The organism is Pseudoalteromonas sp. (assembly GCF_041613455.1).
Taxonomy (GTDB): Bacteria; Pseudomonadota; Gammaproteobacteria; order Enterobacterales; family Alteromonadaceae; genus Pseudoalteromonas.
The window spans coordinates 1-22,257 of the sequence record NZ_JBFJHD010000037.1 but is presented as its reverse complement, the minus strand read 5'-3'; the positions used below and the strand labels follow the sequence as shown (position 1 = coordinate 22,257).

At 43.4% G+C, this 22,257-nt stretch carries 20 protein-coding genes and 1 pseudogene; 3 read left to right on the top strand and 18 right to left on the bottom strand.

Annotation, left to right across the window (positions count from 1 at the left end; genetic code table 11):
- Positions 1 to 195: 195 nt before the first annotated feature.
- The 7 genes from ABYB02_RS06035 to ABYB02_RS06005 form a co-directional block, all read right to left on the bottom strand.
- Positions 196 to 462 carry a hypothetical protein gene (locus tag ABYB02_RS06035; RefSeq protein WP_372761561.1) on the bottom strand — a complete coding sequence of 89 codons (267 nt, stop codon included), beginning with the start codon at positions 460 to 462 and terminating at the stop codon, positions 196 to 198.
- A gap of 462 nt (positions 463 to 924) precedes the next feature.
- Positions 925 to 1,311, bottom strand: a complete 387-nt coding sequence (locus tag ABYB02_RS06030) for an OsmC family protein (RefSeq protein WP_372761560.1) — start codon at positions 1,309 to 1,311, stop codon at positions 925 to 927.
- A 10-nt stretch (positions 1,312 to 1,321) separates the two neighbouring features.
- Positions 1,322 to 1,711, bottom strand: coding sequence for a cytochrome b562 (locus ABYB02_RS06025; protein WP_372761559.1), 390 nt, complete (start codon positions 1,709 to 1,711; stop codon positions 1,322 to 1,324).
- A gap of 153 nt (positions 1,712 to 1,864) precedes the next feature.
- Positions 1,865 to 2,731 carry a kinase gene (locus ABYB02_RS06020; protein WP_372761558.1) on the bottom strand — a complete coding sequence of 289 codons (867 nt, stop codon included), beginning with the start codon at positions 2,729 to 2,731 and terminating at the stop codon, positions 1,865 to 1,867.
- Between the two features lie 81 nt (positions 2,732 to 2,812).
- The gene (locus tag ABYB02_RS06015) at positions 2,813 to 4,054 is read right to left on the bottom strand and encodes a uracil-xanthine permease family protein (protein WP_372761557.1); all 1,242 of its coding nucleotides are present in this window, start codon (positions 4,052 to 4,054) and stop codon (positions 2,813 to 2,815) included.
- Between the two features lie 9 nt (positions 4,055 to 4,063).
- A complete protein-coding gene (gene upp / locus ABYB02_RS06010; protein WP_372761556.1) occupies positions 4,064 to 4,693 on the bottom strand; it encodes a uracil phosphoribosyltransferase in 630 nt (209 codons plus the stop codon).
- A gap of 146 nt (positions 4,694 to 4,839) precedes the next feature.
- Complete coding sequence (locus ABYB02_RS06005; RefSeq protein WP_372761555.1) at positions 4,840 to 5,781, bottom strand: phosphotransferase; 942 nt, start codon at positions 5,779 to 5,781, stop codon at positions 4,840 to 4,842.
- 414 nt (positions 5,782 to 6,195) lie between these two features.
- Here ABYB02_RS06005 and ABYB02_RS06000 point away from each other — a divergent pair, with 414 nt between their 5' ends.
- Positions 6,196 to 6,747, top strand: coding sequence for an outer membrane beta-barrel protein (locus ABYB02_RS06000; RefSeq protein ID WP_372761554.1), 552 nt, complete (start codon positions 6,196 to 6,198; stop codon positions 6,745 to 6,747).
- A 118-nt stretch (positions 6,748 to 6,865) separates the two neighbouring features.
- Here ABYB02_RS06000 and ABYB02_RS05995 read toward each other — a convergent pair whose 3' ends face one another.
- The 7 genes from ABYB02_RS05995 to ABYB02_RS05965 all read right to left on the bottom strand — a co-directional run bounded on the left by ABYB02_RS05995 (position 6,866) and on the right by ABYB02_RS05965 (position 17,553).
- Complete coding sequence (locus ABYB02_RS05995; protein ID WP_372761553.1) at positions 6,866 to 7,246, bottom strand: VOC family protein; 381 nt, start codon at positions 7,244 to 7,246, stop codon at positions 6,866 to 6,868.
- A 128-nt stretch (positions 7,247 to 7,374) separates the two neighbouring features.
- Positions 7,375 to 7,842, bottom strand: coding sequence for a nuclear transport factor 2 family protein (locus ABYB02_RS05990; protein WP_372761552.1), 468 nt, complete (start codon positions 7,840 to 7,842; stop codon positions 7,375 to 7,377).
- A gap of 388 nt (positions 7,843 to 8,230) precedes the next feature.
- On the bottom strand, positions 8,231 to 10,486 hold the full coding sequence (locus ABYB02_RS05985) for an acyl-CoA dehydrogenase (RefSeq protein ID WP_372761551.1): 2,256 nt from the start codon (positions 10,484 to 10,486) through the stop codon (positions 8,231 to 8,233).
- A 292-nt stretch (positions 10,487 to 10,778) separates the two neighbouring features.
- Positions 10,779 to 11,807, bottom strand: a complete 1,029-nt coding sequence (locus ABYB02_RS05980; RefSeq protein WP_372761550.1) for a zinc-binding dehydrogenase — start codon at positions 11,805 to 11,807, stop codon at positions 10,779 to 10,781.
- Between the two features lie 9 nt (positions 11,808 to 11,816).
- Entirely contained in the window at positions 11,817 to 13,229 is a 1,413-nt protein-coding gene (locus ABYB02_RS05975) for a TolC family protein (RefSeq protein WP_372761549.1), read from the bottom strand.
- Entirely contained in the window at positions 13,222 to 16,374 is a 3,153-nt protein-coding gene (locus ABYB02_RS05970; protein WP_372761548.1) for an efflux RND transporter permease subunit, read from the bottom strand. Before ABYB02_RS05970 ends, ABYB02_RS05975 begins: the two co-directional genes overlap by 8 nt.
- 9 nt (positions 16,375 to 16,383) lie before the next feature.
- Positions 16,384 to 17,553 carry an efflux RND transporter periplasmic adaptor subunit gene (locus tag ABYB02_RS05965; RefSeq protein WP_372761547.1) on the bottom strand — a complete coding sequence of 390 codons (1,170 nt, stop codon included), beginning with the start codon at positions 17,551 to 17,553 and terminating at the stop codon, positions 16,384 to 16,386.
- Between the two features lie 118 nt (positions 17,554 to 17,671).
- On the opposite strand from ABYB02_RS05965, the gene ABYB02_RS05960 reads away from it, so the two are divergent.
- The gene (locus ABYB02_RS05960) at positions 17,672 to 18,610 is read left to right on the top strand and encodes a LysR family transcriptional regulator (RefSeq protein ID WP_372761546.1); all 939 of its coding nucleotides are present in this window, start codon (positions 17,672 to 17,674) and stop codon (positions 18,608 to 18,610) included.
- Here ABYB02_RS05960 and ABYB02_RS05955 read toward each other — a convergent pair whose 3' ends face one another.
- The 3 genes and pseudogenes from ABYB02_RS05955 to ABYB02_RS05945 form a co-directional block, all read right to left on the bottom strand.
- On the bottom strand, positions 18,611 to 19,069 hold the full coding sequence (locus tag ABYB02_RS05955) for a GGDEF domain-containing protein (RefSeq protein WP_372761562.1): 459 nt from the start codon (positions 19,067 to 19,069) through the stop codon (positions 18,611 to 18,613).
- A 117-nt stretch (positions 19,070 to 19,186) separates the two neighbouring features.
- Positions 19,187 to 19,641: pseudogene (locus ABYB02_RS05950) on the bottom strand (GGDEF domain-containing protein); the annotation flags it as partial.
- Positions 19,642 to 19,774: 133 nt separating this feature from the next.
- Positions 19,775 to 20,638: a DUF6279 family lipoprotein gene (locus tag ABYB02_RS05945; RefSeq protein ID WP_372761545.1), complete on the bottom strand. Its 864-nt coding sequence runs from the start codon at positions 20,636 to 20,638 to the stop codon at positions 19,775 to 19,777.
- A 393-nt stretch (positions 20,639 to 21,031) separates the two neighbouring features.
- Between ABYB02_RS05945 and ABYB02_RS05940 the strand changes: the two genes are divergently transcribed.
- Positions 21,032 to 21,757, top strand: a complete 726-nt coding sequence (locus tag ABYB02_RS05940; protein WP_372761544.1) for a tetratricopeptide repeat protein — start codon at positions 21,032 to 21,034, stop codon at positions 21,755 to 21,757.
- Between the two features lie 93 nt (positions 21,758 to 21,850).
- On the opposite strand, the gene ABYB02_RS05935 is transcribed toward ABYB02_RS05940, so the two are convergent.
- The coding region (locus ABYB02_RS05935; RefSeq protein WP_372761543.1) for an aldehyde dehydrogenase family protein at positions 21,851 to 22,257 on the bottom strand (407 nt) is incomplete at its 5' end.

The following is a 22,257-nucleotide window of genomic DNA, read 5'->3' as shown; positions in this document are numbered from 1 at the left end:
GTGGAAGTTTTGGGGTGAATAAAACTCTAAACTAGGCAGTAACAGTGTCAGTTGAGTTGCACTTTGCAACAGCAAAGTTTACTCAACTGTAGTTTCATTGGCTAAATGCACTCGCTAAGTACACTTTAACTTTCTAGTGTGTACATTTATTCACTGCTCACACGAATAGGCTGAAGATAAAACTGTAATACCCGGTTAATTTTGGTGCTCATACTGGCCGCGGTACACTTCGAACACTTTTAATACCGTATGCTGCGCTTTAGATAAATTGTCAAACCAGTCATCAAATAGATCATCGTTGTCTTGCTCACTCAATGCCATATAGTGGGCAAGTAACTCTATAATATCGTTGTGGGTGCACGTTAAAGGGTTTACTTGTTGTGCTAATACACTATGGTCGCGCTCTCTTAGCGTATCCATTACGCCTTGGTCGATTTGTTGTTGTTTTTCGGAGTCGCTCATATGTTACCTCTGTGATCTACTGTCTATACTATTTTTAACGAATGTAATTATAGTTATAACAGGCTAAACGCCAATAGCCAGCACTTTTGATTTAACCGCTCAATTTTTGATTTATTTGCTCAAATAGCCAACAGTTATGGCATTTACACAGTAAAAATTATTTTTTATGCTGCAATTCACAGCCAAAAATAACAGCACGGCACATATAAGTATAAATAGAGTTTATTTAGTGAGTGATTAAAGCACGGCTATCAAAGTAGTGTGCTTAGTTAAAAGCGTAAGGCTACTTAAAGGAAGGCCGCAGTGGAGAGTATGACGTTAAATGGCCCTGTATTTATTGGCCGTTCAGTGAATAACTAACAAATAGTGGATAACCGTAGCGTGGTAAATTCGCCACTCTGTGTTTATGCTAAACACAGAGTGGCCTGAGCCATTAAATAACTGCAACAGTTATTGAACTCATTACTTAACGACTACAGAGAACTCAGGCACAGCCTGAATAACCTTTTTCACCGTACAGGTATTTACTGCTGCAACCAGCGCTTTTTTATATTTGTCTGGGAACCCTGCTGGCAGGCCAATTTCAATTGCAAATAACTTCTTACCGTTTTCGTCTACATTTTCGTTATTTTGTGTCAGGGTCATCCCTTCGGTAGAGATATCACGCTGCTGACAAAACTTTCTTGCATAAAACCCTGCACACAACACCATGCTCACTAAAAAATAATCAAACGGTTCTGGGTATTCTGCATTTCCCCCCGCCGCTAAACTTTGATCGCTGATCACTTCATGTTCGCCAAATTTAGCACTCAGCTTTTGGCCATCTAACATTGCAACTGAAATTTCCATCAACTATTCCTCATTTTCCAAATAATAATTCAAAAAAGCCTGGAGGCTCATGTAATTTATGATATTTTTTTCGTAGATTATCGATATTCTTTAGTGCAGGCTTTGCCGCAGCGAGTCCTTGCTGGTTGGCAACTTGTTTTGCCAACTGCGCTTGCTCTAACACTTTATCCAGCCCTTGCAGTGATTGCTCCGGCTGTTTATGAAACTTGGCGGTTTTACTTTTTTCCACTAATGCGATGAACTCATTAATCGCCACGTTAAACGCGTCGATATTGGTGGCTTGCACTGCATTTTTATAGGCAAGCCCGGTATTTTTCATATTAATTTCAAGATCTACGGGAGAAGTGGCAAGCGCCGCCGTAGATACAAATAACATAGTAATAAAATAAAAGTACTTCATGATGAACCTATCGAATAAATAACAGCGTAATTATAACAATTATGGCCTACTAAGTAACGCCATAAAAGTGGCTGCTGTTACCAAGCTGCACGGGTTTGCATGGTGTAAAGCCCCTTTACAGCGATAGCCAATGGCTTCAATCTATTTATGAGTTTATTTAAAGCTTAATTTACTAATTGCTCTTTGCTCTGTGAGTTCAAGTAATGCATTGGCTTGCTGGGGTAACGCGATTAAGTTGTTGCGGGTAATACGCTCAAAATGCGCAATAAATCGCTGTAATTGCGGATCATCCATCGTGCCTGCGTGTATGCCATTGCGGGCAACTAACTTTTGCTCTTGCTGTTTGCGCCAATTAAATACACTGCTAAAACTGGGCGCTTTTAGCATCACAAAATAGTTAAATTGTGCAAAAAGATCTAAATACTCTGTTTTTAAACACTGGTTCACATAGTGTCGCCACACACCTTGAGGATCGTCTTGTTCTTCAAGCGCATTAAGTGGCGCCGCTAATGCGGCTGGCGATTGTGGCTTACTGCCAACACACCAGCCTTCTAAAATAACAATATCTACCGGTGCCTCGTTAGTCGGCCACTGCGCTGGCAGTGCGCAGTCATCTAAATGCTTATGAAAATACGGTAACGGCACCTTGCTGTTTCCTGCCAGTAACTGCGCTAGGGTGCTACGCATAAGGGGCACATCGTGGGTACCCGGCACACCACGAGTAACAAGTAGTGGGTGAACCGTTTTTGCCAATTGCTCACGGCGTTGCTTACTTAGGTAAAAGTCATCAATAGAGAGCGCAATACAGTTAAACGCACTATGTTGTGTAAACCAAGCCACTAAAAAGTCGGCCAAGGTGGTTTTTCCTGAGCCTTGGCAGCCATTAATGGCAACAAATAATGGGCTATTAGCCTGTTTAGCCTGATTAATTTGTTGCGCTAGCGGAATAAAAAACTGCTCGCACTGTTGCTGGTAACTTAGCGGCAGTTGATGTTTTGCTAAAAACGCATTCATATCCATGATGTTACTCGTTATAATTATTTTTGCTGAAAAAAAAAGCGCATTATAAAAATGCGCTTTTTTCATATAGATTAATATAACTTAACTGCTAGCTTTTTGCTCTGCTTTAGGCAGTACTAAATTAAGTACAATCCCTAAAATAGCACATAAGCTTACGCCCTCAAGGCTAAACTGGCTGCTGCCAATGTGCATACCACCAATACCACAAATTAAAATAAGCGCCACAATGCTTAAATTGCGCGGCTCACTTAAATCGTCGCCCGATTTAACTAAGGTATTTAAACCAATTACTGCGATAGAGCCAAACAATAAAATCATAATGCCCCCCATCACCGGCACCGGAATGGTTTGTAAGCTGGCACCCATTTTAGCAATAAACGCTAAGGCAATAGCAATAATCGCTGTCCAAATCATCACTTTTGGATTGAAGTTTTTGGTCAGCATGACCGCGCCTGTCACTTCTGAGTAGGTAGTATTTGGCGGGCCACCAAATAACGAAGCCGCCGACGTCGCTAACCCATCACCAAACAACGTGCGGTGTAGTCCGGGCTTTTTCAAGTAATCTTTATTGGTTACTTGGCTAATAGCCATCATGTCGCCAATATGTTCCACAGCAGGGGCTATCGCCACCGGCACCATGAATAAAATAGCCTGCCACTTAAACTCAGGTAACACAAAGTTAGGTACGGCTAGCCACTGCGCATTAGACACTGCGTCAAATTGCACTATACCAAGCGCCAACGACAAGCCATAACCTGCCAGCACACCAGCAAGAATAGGAATAAGCTTAAATACGCCCTTTCCCCATACTGCAAATATAAGCGTGACCAATAACGAAAACATAGAAATATAAATAGCAGTTTCATAAGGCACAATTTGAATGCTGCCATCGCCACTTTTCCCCATTGCCATGTTAACGGCAACGGGTGCTAAAGCCAGCCCTATCACCATAATAACGGGGCCAACGACAATGGGAGGCAGTATTTTATGTAGTGTATCGGTGCCCTTAAATTTTACTAATAGGCTCAATAGCATATAAGTAAAACCTGCAGCCATTAAGCCACCCATAGTGGCCGGTATGCCCCACATTTGCACTGAGGCAATAATGGGCGCAATAAAGGCAAATGACGAGGCTAAAAATATTGGCACTTGGCCTTTAGTGACCAACTGAAACATCAATGTGCCAAGGCCGGCGGTAAATAGCGCCACGCTTGGATCAAGGCCCGTTAAAATCGGCACTAATACCAGTGCACCAAATGCCACAAACAGCATTTGCGCACCCGTTAGCATGGTTTTAATGGAGAACATGGTGTTTTTTTGCACTGTACTCACCTAAACCGTGCCGAAAATTTTATCACCCGCATCACCTAAACCAGGCACAATATAGCCTTTATCGTTTAAGTGGCTATCTACTGAGGCTGTGTAAATTTCTACGTCTGGGTGTGCTGCAAGGGTTTTTTCAACACCTTCTGGTGCCGCCACTAATACAATTACTTTAATTTCTTTACAGCCAGCTTTTTTAAGCATATCGATGGTCGCAATCATAGTGCCGCCCGTTGCCAGCATCGGATCGATCACTAAACTTAAACGCTCATGAATGTTTCCTACTAGCTTTTCAAAATAAGGCACTGGCTCTAAGGTTTCTTCGTTACGCTCAAGCCCCACTACACTTACTTTAGCGGCCGGTAGTAATTGCATCACACCATCCATCATACCTAAACCGGCACGCAGGATTGGCACTACGGTAATTTTTTTTCCTTTAATATGCTGTACATTTAATTTACTACCATCCCAGCTAGTAATTTCGTTGTCTTCTAATGGTAAGTTTTGCGTTGCTTCGTAAGTTAACAACGTACCCACTTCTGAACACAACTCACGAAAACTTTTCGTGCTGATCCCGTATGAACGCATTAAGCCTAACTTATGTTGAACAAGGGGGTGGGTAATAACGTGAATAGCCATATTAAAAAAACCTAGTGATAAAAATTTGCGGTATTTTATAGTAAAAAACCCCGTTTGACCTGTAATTTTAGTCAAGTTTTCATAGTTCGTGCCAAAAAACATTATTTTTTCTGAGATTGCGCGACTTTACACCAGTCCCACGTTAACTAAATGTTAGTGTGCAACGCTTTATTTACCTGCAGCTGCATGTAACTATTTATTTTTGTATGCGTTGGACTCCACCCTGCCAAGAAGCGATAAAAATCAGCCCAGGCAATAGTCCATAAATTACGCCAATCGCTAATGACCTCATTGGCAGCTACCTGAGGCTGATAAACACTTAATGCATATTGCAGTTCAGTAAAATACTGCGCTAAGTAATTATCGGCATGCTGCTGTAACTGCGCCTCATTAAAACAACTGGTCATAAAATACATTACATCAATTACGCCCACACCTGCACCAACATATTGAAAGTCGTAACCAAGCACGTGCTGCTGCGTATTTATAGCAAAATTTGCTAGTTTAGCATCACCATGAATGACTGTTTTATACGCACTATTGCATAATGCGGCATCAAGCTTGGCGGCCTGCTGCTTTATAGCCGACGGCGCTAGGTTATTAAATTCATCGGGTCGAGTGGCTAAATGCCAATAATTACCTTGTGGCCATAAGCCTGTGGCTGGCTGATGTAAGTTAAACGCATGAAAATGCGCTAACCATTTCAGCACCGCAGCGGCATGTTGCGGCTCAGCGTGTGCGTAGCCCTGCTGGGTAAAGTCGTTAAATGCCAGCACATATTGCGGCGCATTTTTTATCGCGGCTAAGCAGCTTATCGCAGCGGCACTACTAGGTAGTTGCTGGCTGAAATACTTATAAAAGTGATATTCAACCTGATACGATTTACGTTTACGGTTAACTGCAAACGCCGTTTGCTTTATTTTTGGATGTTCTAGTACCGCTGGAATGTCCACCGCTTTTATTACACAGGCTTGGCCATTTAGCTCACACGCCACAATACTGCCACACCCACTCCATAAAGATGTTAGCGTTTTGCCTGGTTTTATCTGTTTAAAATGCGCTGGTAATAATGAAAGGTAAAAAGCCATAACCCTACTTAATGTAATAATTTTAAACTAGTTTACCGCAAAGCATCGCTTTAATGAAAACGGTTATAGCAGTTCCCGATACAATGCATCAGCTAACGTATTCCAACAGCTAATCTACTGCATTTACAGCCACTAGGTTGTTGCGCTTTTCACAACATGCTTATAAACCGCACTCAGTTGTAAATATAAACGCCGGCTATTATTTTTATTTATAAAATTATCCTTCATATACAATAACTTAACATTAGACATAGGCGTTGTTGTAAGGTATTCTCGCGCCGATTTTATAAATATACCTTTTCATTTATTGAGGCAATACACTCAATACGCCTTGCCAAACCTATTGTTATAGCTATTAACGAGGTTGAGAGGTACAGGTTGAACTACACATTAAACTATCAAGATAGGAAACTTATGAAACACATATTCCAAGGAACTTTGTTGTTATCCACGTTGTTATTAAGCTCTCACGTAACAGCCAACGGATCTGAGCCTGCCCGTGAAAAGCATTGGAGTGTAGGCGCAGGTGCTTACGCATTTACATTAACAAATGACAATAGCTCAAGTGAAGATCTCGACTTTAGTGGTTTTAATATTGCCGCAGGTTACGCGGTTAATAATCACTTTCAAATTAGAGGTACTTACTTTTCTTTAGAAAATGACGAGTATTCAGAAATTGAAAGTGATGGCTTTGACATAATGGCATACGGCGGTGTGGGATTTTCTAAAAAAGGTTTTAGAGGCTACGGCGGCGCGGGCTTTTTCTCTGATAAATGGAGTGCTTTAAATGAAAGTGAAAGCATGTCTGGTTTTCAACTTGGTGGCGGTTTGGGTTACAACTGGGGACCGGCCGCGTTAGACTTTGTAGTTACCCTGCGCCAAGCTGATGAATATGAAGATTTTATGTTCAGTTCAGGCACCTACGTAGCGGTATCAGGTAACTTAACGATGTCTTACTTATTCTAATAAATTAGCATTTAAGCCCCTGTCATTTTTGTTTTCGGGCTTATATAACCCTAAATAGCGCCTAGACTGCAGGCGCTTACTGCCAAATTTTCATTAAGTTTGCAAGTTTATGCACTGATTATGCGCGTATTTCCACTTTCCACGGCGGGTTTAAGCGGTTTTCGCCAGCCCAGTAAAGCTTGATTTTGTTTCCCGAAGGATCTTTTAGAATCGCCTCTTTCCATAGGTAACTTTGCTCTGTGGGTGGCTGTACAAACTGAATTCCTTGTTGCAATAAGTGTTGGTAAAGCTCATCAAGGTGTTCATGTTCAAAATAGATTACCGAGTTATTTTCAAATTTGTCACTTTCGAGTGATAAAGAAAAGCTAGAATCACCTTCTGGGCACGCAAACCTAGCGTAGTGAGGGGTGTCAACAATTTGCGTGAAGCCGAGTTTTAAGTAAAAGCTAACAGCATCATCCATATTATTTACTGGTAAAGTAACCTGATTAAGTTCCATGTATCCTCCGAGCTTTTAACGCACGTCTAAGCTGTAATGTGCTGTTAGCGCGACTTTTGTGATGCATACAATGCATAGCAAGTCTTAGCAACCAAACAGTGTCAACGTTAAGGTCCATGCCATATGAACTATTGACCATACCTGCGTATTACAGACACTTTCCCATTCTCAAGTTCTAAAACATCTAATACTACTTTGCTATAGCTAAATTCTGAACCATCTGCGCGCAAGCCTTTCGCAGCAAACTTATGTTTAAGTGCTACCGAGTTATAACCGACAATGTATTCAACTATTTGACCATTGTATTGTGTATGGACACCTAAATAACGGGACATACCTTTACGTATTAGCTCTTTTCCATCAGGTTCTCTTGAGTCATCAGCAGCGTTTGGGAAATGTTGGTAACCAATATCATCTGTTAAAAAAGACAAATAGCGTTCTAAGTCTTCTTTAGATGCATGCGGTGTTTGGGTCATCGTCATAGCGCTATGATATTTTTTTACAAAATTGTCGTAATCAAATTTATCAACATTTGCCAAAGTGGCTGTCGACATAATTGATAATAATAGAGTTAACATGGATAAACAGTTTTTCATTGGTACTCCCTACATTTGACCCACTACCAGTTAACATCGATCCACTAGGTCGCTTTTCTACCACTCACTGGCTTACTAAATTGATTCAACTAGTTTTATCACATTCACTAATTTATTGCGAAATATTATACGTAGGCTACCTGATGTCGTGCAAACCACAAAAACTCGCTGTTGTTCGTTTTCACTATTAGATGAAAAATGTAAATGGCAATTTGAATAATCGCTTGTTGCAGCCAGCTAACGGCAAAGATGCCGTTAAAAACAATGCTGTTTAACTGAGCTGAACTCTTATTAACGGACATAAAAAAGGGCCTTGCGGCCCTTTTTATTTATAGTCAGTACTTCATCACACACTTAACTCCATACCGACAACATTGTTGAATGTTAGTTATTGATTTACCACACTTTTAAGTGGATTAATCGGTTGTGCGTTGTCGTCAAGTAAGTTCATATCAAAATCGAACTCATCAACACGAATCGCTTTTTCACGTTTAGTGTTGTAATCAATTAGTTGGGCGTGTTCAGCCGCAGTGATTACATTAGCCGCCAGTGCGTTATCAAGTGTTATTGAAAAACGAATGCCTGCTTTAATGGTTTTAGCACGCAGCGCTTTTTTAACTTTAGCCAGCTCACCCAGTGACGCCATTTTCGCTTTATACGCTTGCTCGTTAATGTCGTGACCATCACCTTTAATTGGCTTAACTAAGTGGGTGATCTGCGCTTTAAATGCCGTGTCTAGCTGCGCTTGCTTAGCCAATTCGCGAATTAAGTCATCGCTAATTTTTGGCATTTTTGTAGAGTAATTCATAGTTATAAAACGCATAAACTTACGGGTGCCCGTTGCAGGGAAGTTATCTAAAAACTTGTGCAGCGCTTCTTCAGCACTTTGTAGTGCAAAACGGGTCGCGTAATGAAAATACGGTGCTGCTTGCTCACGCTCACTGCTTGATACTTTTTGCTCGTAGTATTTAATAGACGCCATAGCTGCATATAAGAAGCTCATTACATCGCCTAAACGCGCCGATAGCATTTCTGCTTGTTTAAGTTTTCCACCAAGCACAAGTAACGAGAAATCTGCATACACCGCTAATTTAGCCGACAGTTTATGGGCTGCTTTTTCGTATTCACGTACTTCGGGTAACGTTGAGCTTGCACCCGCGGTAAACGGGAGTACACCTAAGCGGAACGCACGCAAGCTGTTTGCAACGCTGTAACCCACTGTTTTGCGTAAAATAGTGTTAAATTCTTTATCTGCGTTTTTGTCTTCGCTATGAATTGATTCAACCATAGATTGTAAATACGGATGACAACGCATTACACCTTGACCAAAAATCATCAGGTTACGAGTAAGAATGTTCGCGCCTTCTACCGTAATTGCAATTGGCTGTGCTACATAGCCGCTGGCAAGGGTATTTTGTGGGCCATTTTGAATCGCTTTACCCGCTTGAATATCCATTGCTGAGTCAAGTACATCACGGCCCAGTTCAGTCATATGGTATTTAGCAATCGCAGTCACTACGGACGGCTTTAAGCCCATGCCTAAGCCTTCGGTGGTTAATACACGCATCGCTTCTTGTAGGTATGTTTTACCTGCAATATCCGCCAGCTTTTCTTGAATACCTTCAAATTGACCAATCGCTAAACCAAACTGTTCACGTACTGCGGCATATTCAGAAGCCCCTTTAAAAGCCACCTGCGCGGTACTTACACCCAGTGCCGGTAATGAAATACCACGCCCTGCGCCTAAACAGCTCACCAGCATTTGCCAACCGCGACCAATGTTTTTCTGGCCACCAATAATAAAGTCCATTGGTACAAATACTTTGTTACCGCGAGTTGTGCCGTTGTAAAAGCGAATGCCCATTGGGTCGTGGCGATTCCCCAGCTCTACACCCGGGTGCTCTTTAGGAATAAGGGCACAGGTAATACCTAGATTTTCTTTGCCACCAAGTAAGCCATCAGGGTCAACCACTTTAAAGGCTAAACCCAGTACGGTCGCAATCGGTGCCAGCGTAATATAACGTTTGTCCCAGGTAATTTCTAAACCAAGTACTTCTTCGCCGTTGTACATGCCTTTAGTAACTGTGCCAATATCTGGAATACCGCCCGCGTCAGAGCCTGCTTCTTGGCTGGTTAATGCAAAACACGGAATATCGGTACCGTTGGCTAACCGTGGTAAGTAATGCGCTTGTTGTGCTTGTGTACCAAAATGCAGTAATAACTCACCTGGGCCTAACGAGTTAGGCACCATTACAGTCACAGCTACCGCTGAGCTTTTGGTGGCAATGGTCGCCACAATGGTTGAGTTAGCGTATGGGCTGAATTCTAAACCGCCAAACGATTTAGGAATGATCAGCGAGAAAAAACGCTCTTTCTTTAAAAAGTCTAAAATGTAATCCGGTAAGTGAATGCCATTTTGAATTTCTGAATCGTCAATCATGCCCAGTAATTCTTGTAATGGGCCGTCAATAAAAGCTTTTTCGTCGACGCTTAATGCTGCAGCGGGTACAGCGCGTAATGCGCTAAAGTCTGGTTTACCTTGATAAATAGACCCTTCTAACCACACATCGCCGGCGTCTAGCGCTTCTTGTTCTGTAATTGAAATACTTGGTAATACTTTTTTTAATTTTGTACGTAAACTCATGATTAAACTCATCCGACCAGATAATAATAACTACATTACGTCATAAAAATGCGATTAGATCAATTACTCTAAGCAAATAATTAACAGTATTTTCAATTTATTTTCTTTACGTGAACGTAAACTGTTAAAACTCAATAGCTTACACTTGTACGCCGAAGTGAACTATTTTTACCCCAGAGCGGGTAAAAAGCGCCAATTTAAGCAGCAGATAAAATTAGCAGTATTCTCAGGCATAAAAAAACGCAGCAAAGGTGCTGCGTTTTTAATGCTAACTCACTGTTGTCGCTGTCGATCACCGGCAAACTTTTACCACCTGTTTACCGGTAAAACCACCCGCTAATTGTGTTTCAAGCGCTGCCATTACCGCTTGCGCATTGAATTCGACCAGCGTCACCGCGGGGGCTGTGATGGTTTCATTTAATACATCTTGCAGTAATAAATTACCCATAAAGCTCATGCGTTGCTGTGCACATAAGCTATTAGCCAGCCAAGCTCCACCGAGTGACACCACACCAATATTGGGCGCACGGCGGTACATTAACTCCTGCTCAAAACACGGTAATGGGTTTAAACAGGCTATGCGGCCACAAAAACGCATCAACTCGACATTGCGTATGGTGCCTTCGCCCCCGACTGTGTCGATCACCGCATCAAACCCTTGCGGGCCTAATTCACGACGAATTTTTTCGCATAAATCATTCGCTTTAGTGTCAAACACCACATCGGCGCCTAATTGCTTAACCAACTTGTGATTGCGTTTAGCTGCAGTGGTAAACACCGTCGCACCGCGTTGTTTGGCATATTGAATGGCAAACTGGCCAACCGCACCCGCGCCGGCATCAATAAACACGGTATCGCCTTCGGCAATAGCAGTTTTGTCTAGGCTAATAAGGGCCGCCATGCCTGCGCACGGTAACGCGGCAGCCACACTTGGGCAAAGCCCTTCGGGCACCACCGACACCGCATAATTAGGCACCACGGCGTATTCACTTAATACCCCTTGTTGGCCAATATTTGCGTGCCACATAACCCGCGCCCCTACATTGGGAAACACGCCTTTGGTGGCCTTAACCACCACCCCAACAGCATCAAGCCCTAAAATATGCGGGTAATGCCATTTGCAAAAACCCGATTTAGCGAACTGCCCGTCTACCGGGTTTAAGCCAACATATTCAATTTTTACCAACAACTCACTATCTGCACATTGCGCTAGCGGCAATTCTACATCCACTAAGTTAAGTTGCGGGTTAGGCTCGGGCAACACAATCGCACGCATGGTTTGCGGTATGGTGTATTGCTCTGAAACATCAATATCAGACATTAATATACTCTACTGGTTAGTATTACTTAATGCATAACTCCATCGGCCGTTAAATGACTGGTAAGTATTTACTTTGGCAAGCAGCGATGAAATTGTTAAATCAACAGCATTTTCTTGGGCTATTAAAGCATCCTGACGCGCATCTAACAACTCAAGATACGGTATTTGCCCTTCCTGGTACATTGCCTGCGCTTGTAAAAATGCATTATTTGCAAAATTATAGCGCTGCTCGGCAAAGCGTTTTTGCTGTGCTTGATTGACCAAATGTTGCAGCGAAAGTTCACTTTCATTCAATGCTCGCAATACCACCTGTTGATAATCACTGTACGCCGCTTGAGATAAAAACTGTTGTGCGTCGCGCTGTGCTAACAATGCTGGGTAACTCAGTATCGACCATTGTAACTGTGGCGCCACTTGCCATTGTTGCTGGGTATCGCTAAAGCCATTACTGCCTAAGCTAACTACACCTGCAAAACCACTTAGGCTAATATCGGGTAGTAACGCCTTGGTGGCCGCCACACTTAAGCTATTTGTTTGGCTAAAGTTGTACAGCGCACGGCTGATGTCGGGGCGCAGGGCAATAGCTTGATTAGGCTCACTTAATGACACGCTAAAGTCGCGCTGTAAAATAAGCTGCTCGTCTGTTATGGCCACATTTTGTGCTAAACGCCCGGTGAGTACAGCCAACGTTGATAAGTCGCGGTATTTCGCGTACTCAATCGCCGGTAGTAACGTTTGTTGTTGGCGCAGTTGTGCCATGGTGCGGTTTAAATCAAGCTCGCTGGCAACCCCTTCATCAACACGGGCTTGCAGTACCGCAATGCTTTGCTGCAATGCGTCAATTTGCAGCGCAATAATGCGCTGCTTTGCAACATTGCCTTGATAGCTAACAAAGCCTTTCACCACGCCCGATACCACTTCTATTTGCAGTAAACGGAGTTGCTCGGCTTGGCTCATGGCCGATGCATTGGCGGCATCAACCAGTGCGCTAATACGGCCAAATACATCAAGCTGCCAATCAACTGCGCCATTAGCCGTTGCTTGGCGAGTGTTTGTATCGCCTAATCCACTGCGCTGCGCGCCAATGTTAACGCCTCCCTGTGGCAAATATTGCGCCTGCTCAGCTCCAATCCGAGCTAAAGCACTTTTTAGCGTTAGCTGACTGGTTTGTAAATCAAGATTATTTACTAACGCATCCGCTACCAGCTCATTAAGTTGCGCTGAGTCGAGTTGTTGCCACCAATTGCTTTCATCGGCGCCACTGAGCTGCCCAGCAATATTGGCATTAGCAACAAAGTCATTAATCGCACGTTGCTGCGCTTCGATATCAATTTTGCTGGCACACCCAGTTAACAGCGCAGTCACTAGCACAGCGCAGGCAGACAGCTGGCGGGTTACGCGTTTTTGCATTAATTTAGTCATGCGCATTCTCCTGCTTGGGCGCTTTTTTATTGGTCACTAACATATAAAACACCGGTGTAAATAATAACCCAAATACAGTAACCCCGATCATACCTGAGAATACCGCGTTACCCATAGCGTGGCGCATTTCAGCACCGGCACCACTAGCAAGTACTAACGGGATAACACCGGCTGTAAAGGCAATGGAGGTCATTAATATCGGGCGTAAACGCATGCGGCACGCCGCTAACATAGCCTCTAAATGCGACAGCCCAGTGTCGTGCTGATCTTTAGCAAATTCGACCATTAATATCGCATTTTTCGATGCTAATGCCACCAGCACTATGAGCGCTATTTGAGTGAATATGTTGTTATCTGAGCCTACCAACCACACACCTAATAAGGCAGAAAAAATAGTCATAGGAACAATTAATATAATTGCCAAGGGTAAACGTAAGCTCTCGTACTGTGCTGCAAGTACCATAAATACTAATAACACAACTAACGGGAATACATACACCATCGTATTACCAGCAAGCACTTGTTGATACGTTACTTCGGTCCACTCATACTCAATACCTGATGGCAGTGTGTCTGCCAGTACTTTTTCAATAGCGACTTGCGCCTGATCTGAGCTGTAACCCGGTGCTGGGCTACCATTTAGCTCGGCACTTGGGTAACCGTTATAATGCATAACACGGTCAGGGCCAATCGTGGGGGTTACAGTTAATACTGAGCCTAATGGCACCATGTTACCTGCACGGTTACGTACTTTTAAATTAAGTATTTGCTCTGGGTCTTCACGATAATTAGCATCAGCTTGAGCATTTACTTGGTATGTACGGCCAAACATATTGAAGTCGTTTACATACACAGAGCCTAGATAAATTTGCAGTGCATTAAATACTTCATCAAGTGGAATACCTTGAATAAGTGCTTGTTCACGGTCAATATCTATATCCATTTGTGGCACTTGAATTCTAAAACTTGAGTAAAGGCCCATTAATGCTGGGTCTTGCTGCGCTTTGCTGATCACCGCTTGTAAGCTGTCAAATAATGCTGCAAAGCCTTTATTTGCTCTGTCTTCAATTTGCAGTTTAAAACCACCCGTGGTGCCTAAGCCTTGAATTGGCGGCGGCGGAAATACTGCCACAAAGGCTTCATCAATGGCTGCAAAACGTTGGTTTAACTGTGCAGCAATCGCCATTGCAGACTGACTTGGGTCGGTACGCTCACTAAAAGGCGCTAATGGTGTAAACACAATGCCGCTGTTGGGGCTATTGGTAAAGCCATTCACCGATAAACCTGGGAACGCCACGGTGTTCGCAACGCCTGGCACCTCAAGTGCTATTTGCTGCATTTGCTGCACCACTGCGGCGGTGCGATCTAAACTGGCGGCATCCGGCAGTTGCGCAATGGCGACTAAATACTGCTTATCTTGCTGTGGAATAAAACCACCCGGCACACTATCAAATAACTTAATTGTGCCGCCCACTAACGCAACATAGGCCACCATGACCACTACACTCATACGGATCAGCTTTTGTACTAGCTTTTCGTAGCCTTTAGCACCACGATTAAACACGCGGTTAAACGGTTCAAACAACCAACGGCCAAATAACCTGTTTAGTAAACGAGTAAATGCATCTGGTTTTGTATCGTGCGACTTTAATAATAATGCAGCCAGCGCAGGCGATAACGTGAGTGAGTTAAACGCCGAGATAATAGTAGAGATTGTAATAGTAAGTGCAAATTGCTTATAAAACTGTCCCGATAAACCGGTAATAAACGCAGTCGGAATGAATACCGCACACAACACTAAAGCAATGGCGATGATTGGCCCAGTGACTTCAGTCATGGCAACACGAGTGGCTTCAAGCGGCGATAAGCCTTTTTCAATATTACGCTCCACGTTTTCAACCACTACGATGGCATCGTCCACCACAATACCAATGGCCAGCACAAGTCCAAACAACGACAAAGTATTGATCGACACCCCTAGCCACTGCATCACCGCAAAGGTACCAATGAGTGACACCGGCACCGCAATTAAAGGAATAATAGAGGCGCGCCATGTTTGTAAAAACACAATTACTACAATCACAACCAGTACAATAGCTTCAAGTAAGGTAGCAATTACCGCATCAATTGAGCCACGGACAAACACAGTAGGATCGTAAACAATGTCGTATTCAACACCGCTTGGAAAGTCTTTCGCTAAACGCTGCATTGTTTTGCGCACTTGATCAGACAGCTCTATCGCGTTTGACCCTGGACGTTGAAATACCGGCATGGCTAAAGCGGGTTGATTATCAAGCTCAGCACGCAGTGCATAGGTGTCTTCACCTAAATCAACGCGGGCAACATCAGATAAGCGCGTTAATTGCCCTTGCTCACCCACTTTAATAATAACGTTTTCAAACTCTTCAATACTGTTTAAGCGCCCTTTCACGTTTAATAGTATTTGAAATTGACTGTCGTTTGAAATGGGCTGCGCACCTAAGCTACCCGCAGCCACTTGTTGGTTTTGCGAGCGCAGTGCGGCAACCACGTCTGTTGCTGTCAGTTCACGTGCAGCAAGCGCATCTGGGTTTAGCCATACGCGCATTGCGTATTTACCGCCACCAAATAAACGAATATCCCCTACGCCTGGTAAGCGGGCAATTTCATCTTTAATGTTTAAATCGGCATAGTTAGATAAATACGCTGTGTCGTGGGTTTTTTCAGGCGAATATAAATGTACCACCATGGTTAGATCGGGCGATGATTTTTCAGCGACGACACCTAACCGTTGTACTTCTTCTGGTAAGCGCGGCAACGCACTATTCACGCGGTTTTGAACTTGTACCTGCGCACGGTCTAAGTCGGTGCCCAGCGCAAAGGTAACGGTTAAGGTCATGCGGCCATCACTGGTCGCCTGCGAAAACATGTACAGCATGTTTTCAGTGCCGTTAATTTCTTGTTCCAGCGGTGTGGCTACTGTTTGGGCAATCACCGTTGGGTTAGCGCCAGGGTAACTTGCAGACACCACCACAGTAGGCGGCACCACTTCAGGGTACTCACTTACTGGCAGTTGAAATAACGAGATACCACCGGCAATTAAAATAATTAACGACAACATAGCCGCAAAAATCGGCCGTTGAATAAAAAAGTGGGAAAATTTCATCAATATACCTTATTGCTTAGCCACAAGTTGTGGGTTGTCGTTTGATAATGTGAATGCCACACCGCTGGTATCTATGGTTACTGTTTGTGGCGAAATTGGCATACCCGGGCCTACGCGCGCCGGACCATTAACTGCAATTACATCACCTTCACTCAGGCCAGAGGTAACAGCCCGTAACGCACCGTAACGCTCACCTACCGTAATGAGTTTGTATTCAAGTACGTTGTTTTCGCCCACCGTGAGTACAAAACGATTTTTTAAATCGGTACCAATTGCACGCTCAGGAATAATTACTTTTTCAGTTACTTCATTCGCCGCTAATTTAATGCGCGCAAACGAACCAGCACGCAATTGCTTGCTATCTTCATTAAATACCGCACGCACACGTAACGTCCCTGTTGATGGGTTAATTTGGTTATCAATAAAATTAATGTAGCCTTGGTATGCAAAGTCACGTTGACCTACTTTTTGCATTACCACTGTTTGCCGACTTGCAGCCGTTACTTGGTTGAACGCGCTATTCCAAGTGCGCTCATCAATATCAAAATAGGCGTACATTTGCTTGTTCGATACGATTGAAGTGAGCACCGTTTGCCCCGCTAACACATTGTTGCCTTTGGTAATGTTGGCACGCGAAATAACGCCATCAATCGGCGATACCACTGAGGTAAAAGCTAAATCAAGTTGCGCTGCTGTTAGTTGTGCGCGTAACGCGGCAAGTTGTGCTTCGCGCTGACGTAAGGTTGAAGTACGTGCTTGGGCTTGCTCAATAGAAATGGCTTTACGCTGAGTTAAACGCTCTGCGCGACTGGCTTCACTTTGGGCCTGTTGCAGTGCGGCGGCCGCAGCTTCTACTTGCGCTTCTAGGCTTGCAACAATGGCTTTAAAAGGGCGGCTATCTAATTGGAATAACACCTCGCCTTGGCGAACCTCATCACCTTCGTTAAATTCAATACTGTCGATCACCCCAGAGACCCGCGGCATTAATGCCACTGTTTGCGGAGCTTCTAAGCGCGTGGTATAGGTGTGCCAACTTTGTACCGGTTGTACAATCACTTGGGCTACATCAATCGGTTGGGGCTGCGCTGCAGGTGCCGCTTGCGCACTGGTTTCATCGGCACATCCGGCCAGAGTTAATGAGGCTGTCGCAAGGGCGACTGCAATTAAATGTTTGTTCATGGTGACGCTCCGTTTTATTGAGCGTTGCATAGTACGGAATAAACCTGCTGACAAAAATGATAGATTTCTAAATTCATTAATGCCAAAATGGCATCAATAATCATGGTGTGAAGCAAGCATGGATACAACAAGTCGACTATTAATGTTACTCGAGGTGGTTGAGCAAGGCTCTTTTGCCAAAGCTGCTGAAATCCGTAACATTGACCGCTCTGTTATTTCTAAACAAATTAGCCGCTTAGAGGATGAGCTTGGCGTTAGGCTGCTCAACCGCACAACACGCTCTTTTTCATTAACCGCTGCGGGCGCCGAAATGATAAAAAAGGCGGCAGAGCTCAGAGAGTTGCTTAGCGAAACCATTCGCCTGGCCGAAAATTACCATCAAGAAGCCCGTGGGCTATTAAAAATAACCGCTTCAACATTAATCGGACGGCGTTATTTACAACCGGTGATCAACGACTTTCAAAAACGCTTTCCGCAGGTAGAAATTGAGCTGCGTTTAGATGACCGCTTAGTCGACATAGTGGCTGAAGGCTATGATTTAGCGTTTAGGATTGGCGAGCCAAAAGACTCTTCGTTGATTGCGCGAAAAATTGCCCGCAACCGCTTACTTTTATTAGCTGCCCCGCAATTTATTGACACTTACGGCATGCCCGAAACCATGAGTGATTTAGCGCAGTTGCCGGCTGCCAGTTATGCCAATAGTGCATTTCGGTTAGATGGCATTCACTACTACAATGCGCAAGGTGAGGCGTGCGAGCAAAAAATAAAAAGTGTCTTTAGAGCCAACGATGCCGAAGCGTTATTAATGAAGACCCTGTCAGGTACCAGCTACTTTTTAGCGCCCGCATTTTTACTTGATAACGAGATCATTGAGGGTAAATTAGTGCCGCTATTAACCGATGTGAAACTGATGGATCATAGTGCCATGTACGCGGTTTACCCGCATCGCGATTTGCCAGTCAGAACGCGGTTGTTTTTTGACGCAGTCAGGGAATATTTAGGCAAGGACACGCCAATATGGGAAGCCAGCATTCCTAATTTTGAAAACATGTATTAACTATGCAACCGCTGAGCTGTCTGTGCGACGCGTGGCAACGTACACGCTATTTCTGCCATTATGTTTGGCTTTATATAATTGCTCATCCGCCGCGTTAACCAGCTCAGCCAATGTTTGCTGCGCTTGATACTGAGCAACACCAATACTCACTGTTACATTTAGTTTAAGGCTATCAATGTTAAAGCATTTTTGCTGCATAACGCGCCTTAACTTTTCGGCGACCGCTAACGCTGCGGCTTCGTTATTAAAGCGGCTAATAAGCGCAAATTCTTCGCCGCCTAATCTAAACACATAGCCTTTGGCAAAGGTGACTTTTAGCACAGTCGCAATTTCTGTTAATACTTTATCACCCACTTCATGGCCAAATTGATCGTTTATTTGTTTAAAGTAATCTAAATCAACTAAAAACAAGTACAGTTGAGTTCGGTCTTGTAATTCAACCGAAAAATAATGATGCATGGCTAAGCGGTTTCCCGCCCCAGTAAGCGGGTCAAGCAACGCCAGTTTTTTCAGCCTTTTAGAAAACAGAGCACGGCTAGTTTCAAAGGTATGCGACACAGCCCAAATAATAATATACGCAAATAATAGATTTAAACTCAGGTTGAGCGAGGTGAACGGCAGCAACGATGCTTTACTCATCAGCACAGCACTTTGCAAAATCAGTAATAGTAAGGAAAAAATAAGCCCGTAACGTTGGCCTAGTAATAAATAATATAGCGTCGGTAGCACCAGTGCCCACACAAACATGCCATTAATAGGAATTGCCGTATAGCTACCCATCACCACTACAAAGGTAATAAAAGCGCACATCACAACGGATTGCCACGTTTGCGCAGGATGCTTACCTAACCGCACAAAATAACAAAGCAGTACAGCGCAAATACCACTTCTAAATAGCCTATTGCCGCTAAATTATTTACGCTGAGGTTAAATACCGCAAACACTGAAGCTAAGCCGCCCGAGCACAAACAAGCCCACTTTAAGACGGTGTGCCTTAAAAACTGAGTACTATTGAGGGCTGCTAAATCCATTTAAATATCTTCATAAAATAAAAAATTAAGTGTAACGTGAAACATATAGATAACAAAGCAGTTTACCCTTAAATGAAACAAGCCAGCATCGCTCATATGCCGTTTCGCATCCTATGCTGGCACATTAAGCGCGTTAGTCATCGATAAGCCCATCCACTGTGTCTATTAGCTCAGCAAAGTGCTTGTTAACATGGCGCCGCTGTTTATTTGACAAAGTAGCATTTAAGCTGACTAATAACGTTACCTGATTCATTAAGTTAGCCTGATTTTTTACGGCAAGTTCGTCACTAATAAAGGCATCACGGTCGCTAATTATAAGCTCCATTTGCTGGTTAAATTGCATCGTATCTCTGGGATCAAGATTAAGTGCCTGCTGCAGCGCATTGAGTCGGGTTTGCCGATAGTGCTGCCACAGTATAAAAGTATCAATATGTTGCTCATTGGCCGTGGTTATAAGCTGGGTTTGCGCGGGCGTTAATTTTCCTAGCCACTGTTTATAATAATCTAGCTGCTTTGCTAAGCGTTGTTGTTGACGTTTTTGCGCATCTTGCTCGTTATAGTTTTCTAGTTCTTCGTCTAATTCGTGGCGAATATTATTGATCAGTGCACTGCGCTGTGCACTGCTTAAGGTGGCCGCCAGTGCAGTTAAAGGCGTTTTAACCTGTGCTAACAATGTACTCCAATGTCGTTTTACTACCATTAGCTGTTCACTTAAATCAGCACGGGTAAAGTCGCTATTAAAGGTGTGTTGTAACGCTAATAGATCCTGTTTGTATTTTGGCAGTTCCACGCTGCGGTGCCATTGGCGGGTCACTTTAATAATGTCTTTAAATTGCTCAGTTTGACTATTATTTAAATCGACATAGTCATCCACCCAAAACGACGATAACCAGGTAAGATTATTGTAAGCAAATGTGGTAGAGCAACTCGTTAGCAACAAAAAACTACACGCTAACAGCAGTTGCGCTGATTTTTTTATCATCGTGCTCGCGTTCATAGCTATCCTCGTTGATTGTCGTCTGGTATTACCGTGTTCACCTAAAGCCTATAACAGGATCAACATGGCTGTTGTTGGTGGCTACAGCGTGTCACCGTGCCGCCCTAGCCTAACTATTTTATTGCTTTAAATTTTCTGTAATATCTGTATCTTACCTTGCTATAAATAAATGTGCATAACAACAAAAACATTCAGCTTTGCGCTATACTGAGTTTAATCATTGGCTAGCTGTCGCTCGCAGTACATTGCGGCACTCTGGCGTAAAGCATAACAAGCAATGGTTAAATTGCAGTAACTATTAAACGTTATATTGGCGCATTTAGCGCAAACATTTTAACTAGCATAATGTTTAAATAATGCACATTGCAACTATTACTCATTGGAGGCATTTCTATGTCACGGTTTAATTTAAAAATCTTACTACTTGCGGGCGTTGTGCTGAGCAGTCCTTTAGCTCACGCCGGTCTAGAAGAAGGGATCATAGCTGCCAACGAAGGTCAATTTGAAACCGCATTAAAAGAATTTAACTATTTAGCTGATAAAGGGTTTGCACCCGGCATGTACGAACTGGCTAAATTATATGAAGGGGGTCACGGTGTCGTCCGCGACTACCGCAAAGCCGCGCAATTGTATCAACAAGCGGTAAAACAAAATCATGTTGACTCTATGTTTGCCCTTGCCGTGTTATACCAAGAAGGTAATGGGGTTAAACTCGATAAACAAATGGCGATCAGCTTATTTGAACAGGCCGCCAATAAAAACTTGCCCGCTGCGCAATACAATTTAGGGGTTATATACGCCAATGGCGATGGTGTAAGCCATGATTACAAACTTGCTAAAACGTGGTACGAAAAAGCCGCAGCAAACAACTATACCTTAGCGCAATTTAATTTAGCACTGATGTATTTTGAAGGCTTAGGCATGCCGAAAAATATTGAAAAATCGTATATTTGGAACACCATTGCCGAATACAATGGCAACAAAAAAGCAAGTCACAGCCGGTTACTAGATGAGCGCAAAATGCTGCCAGCTGAAGTTGAACTTGCTAAAGAAAAAGCCGATGCGATTTACGCCAAAATTTTAGCCGGAACTTACGCCGGTGAAGGCCGCTTGTTTTAATTTAACCGTCAATTTTAAAGCTTCAAAAAAAAGGCTGCATTACACTGTGTAATTCAGCCTTTTTTCAAACCGACACGTTCGCTACACGCATTACTACTTTTTAATATACAACCACTTTAACACTGTTGTTAATAGCTTGCTTTGTTTTAACAGCATGCCAATGCGCGGATTAAATGCCCCCGACACTAAAGTGTTTTTAGCATGACTAAAGGTTAAAAAGCCTTCTTTAGCATGGTAATGCCCCATGCCTGAATGCCCCACGCCACCAAATGGCGCGTCATCGGCTGTGACTTGCACTAAGGTATCGTTAATCGCCACAGTACCACTCAAGGTTTGCTTAATAATTGCCTGTTGGGCATGTTTATCTTGGCCTAATATATACAGTGCTAATGGGTGCGGGCACTGCTTGATGTAAGCAATCGCCTCGCTCAGTTTGCTATAACGCATAATAGGTAAAATGGGCCCAAATAATTCATCCTGCATTAACTGCATCTCATCGC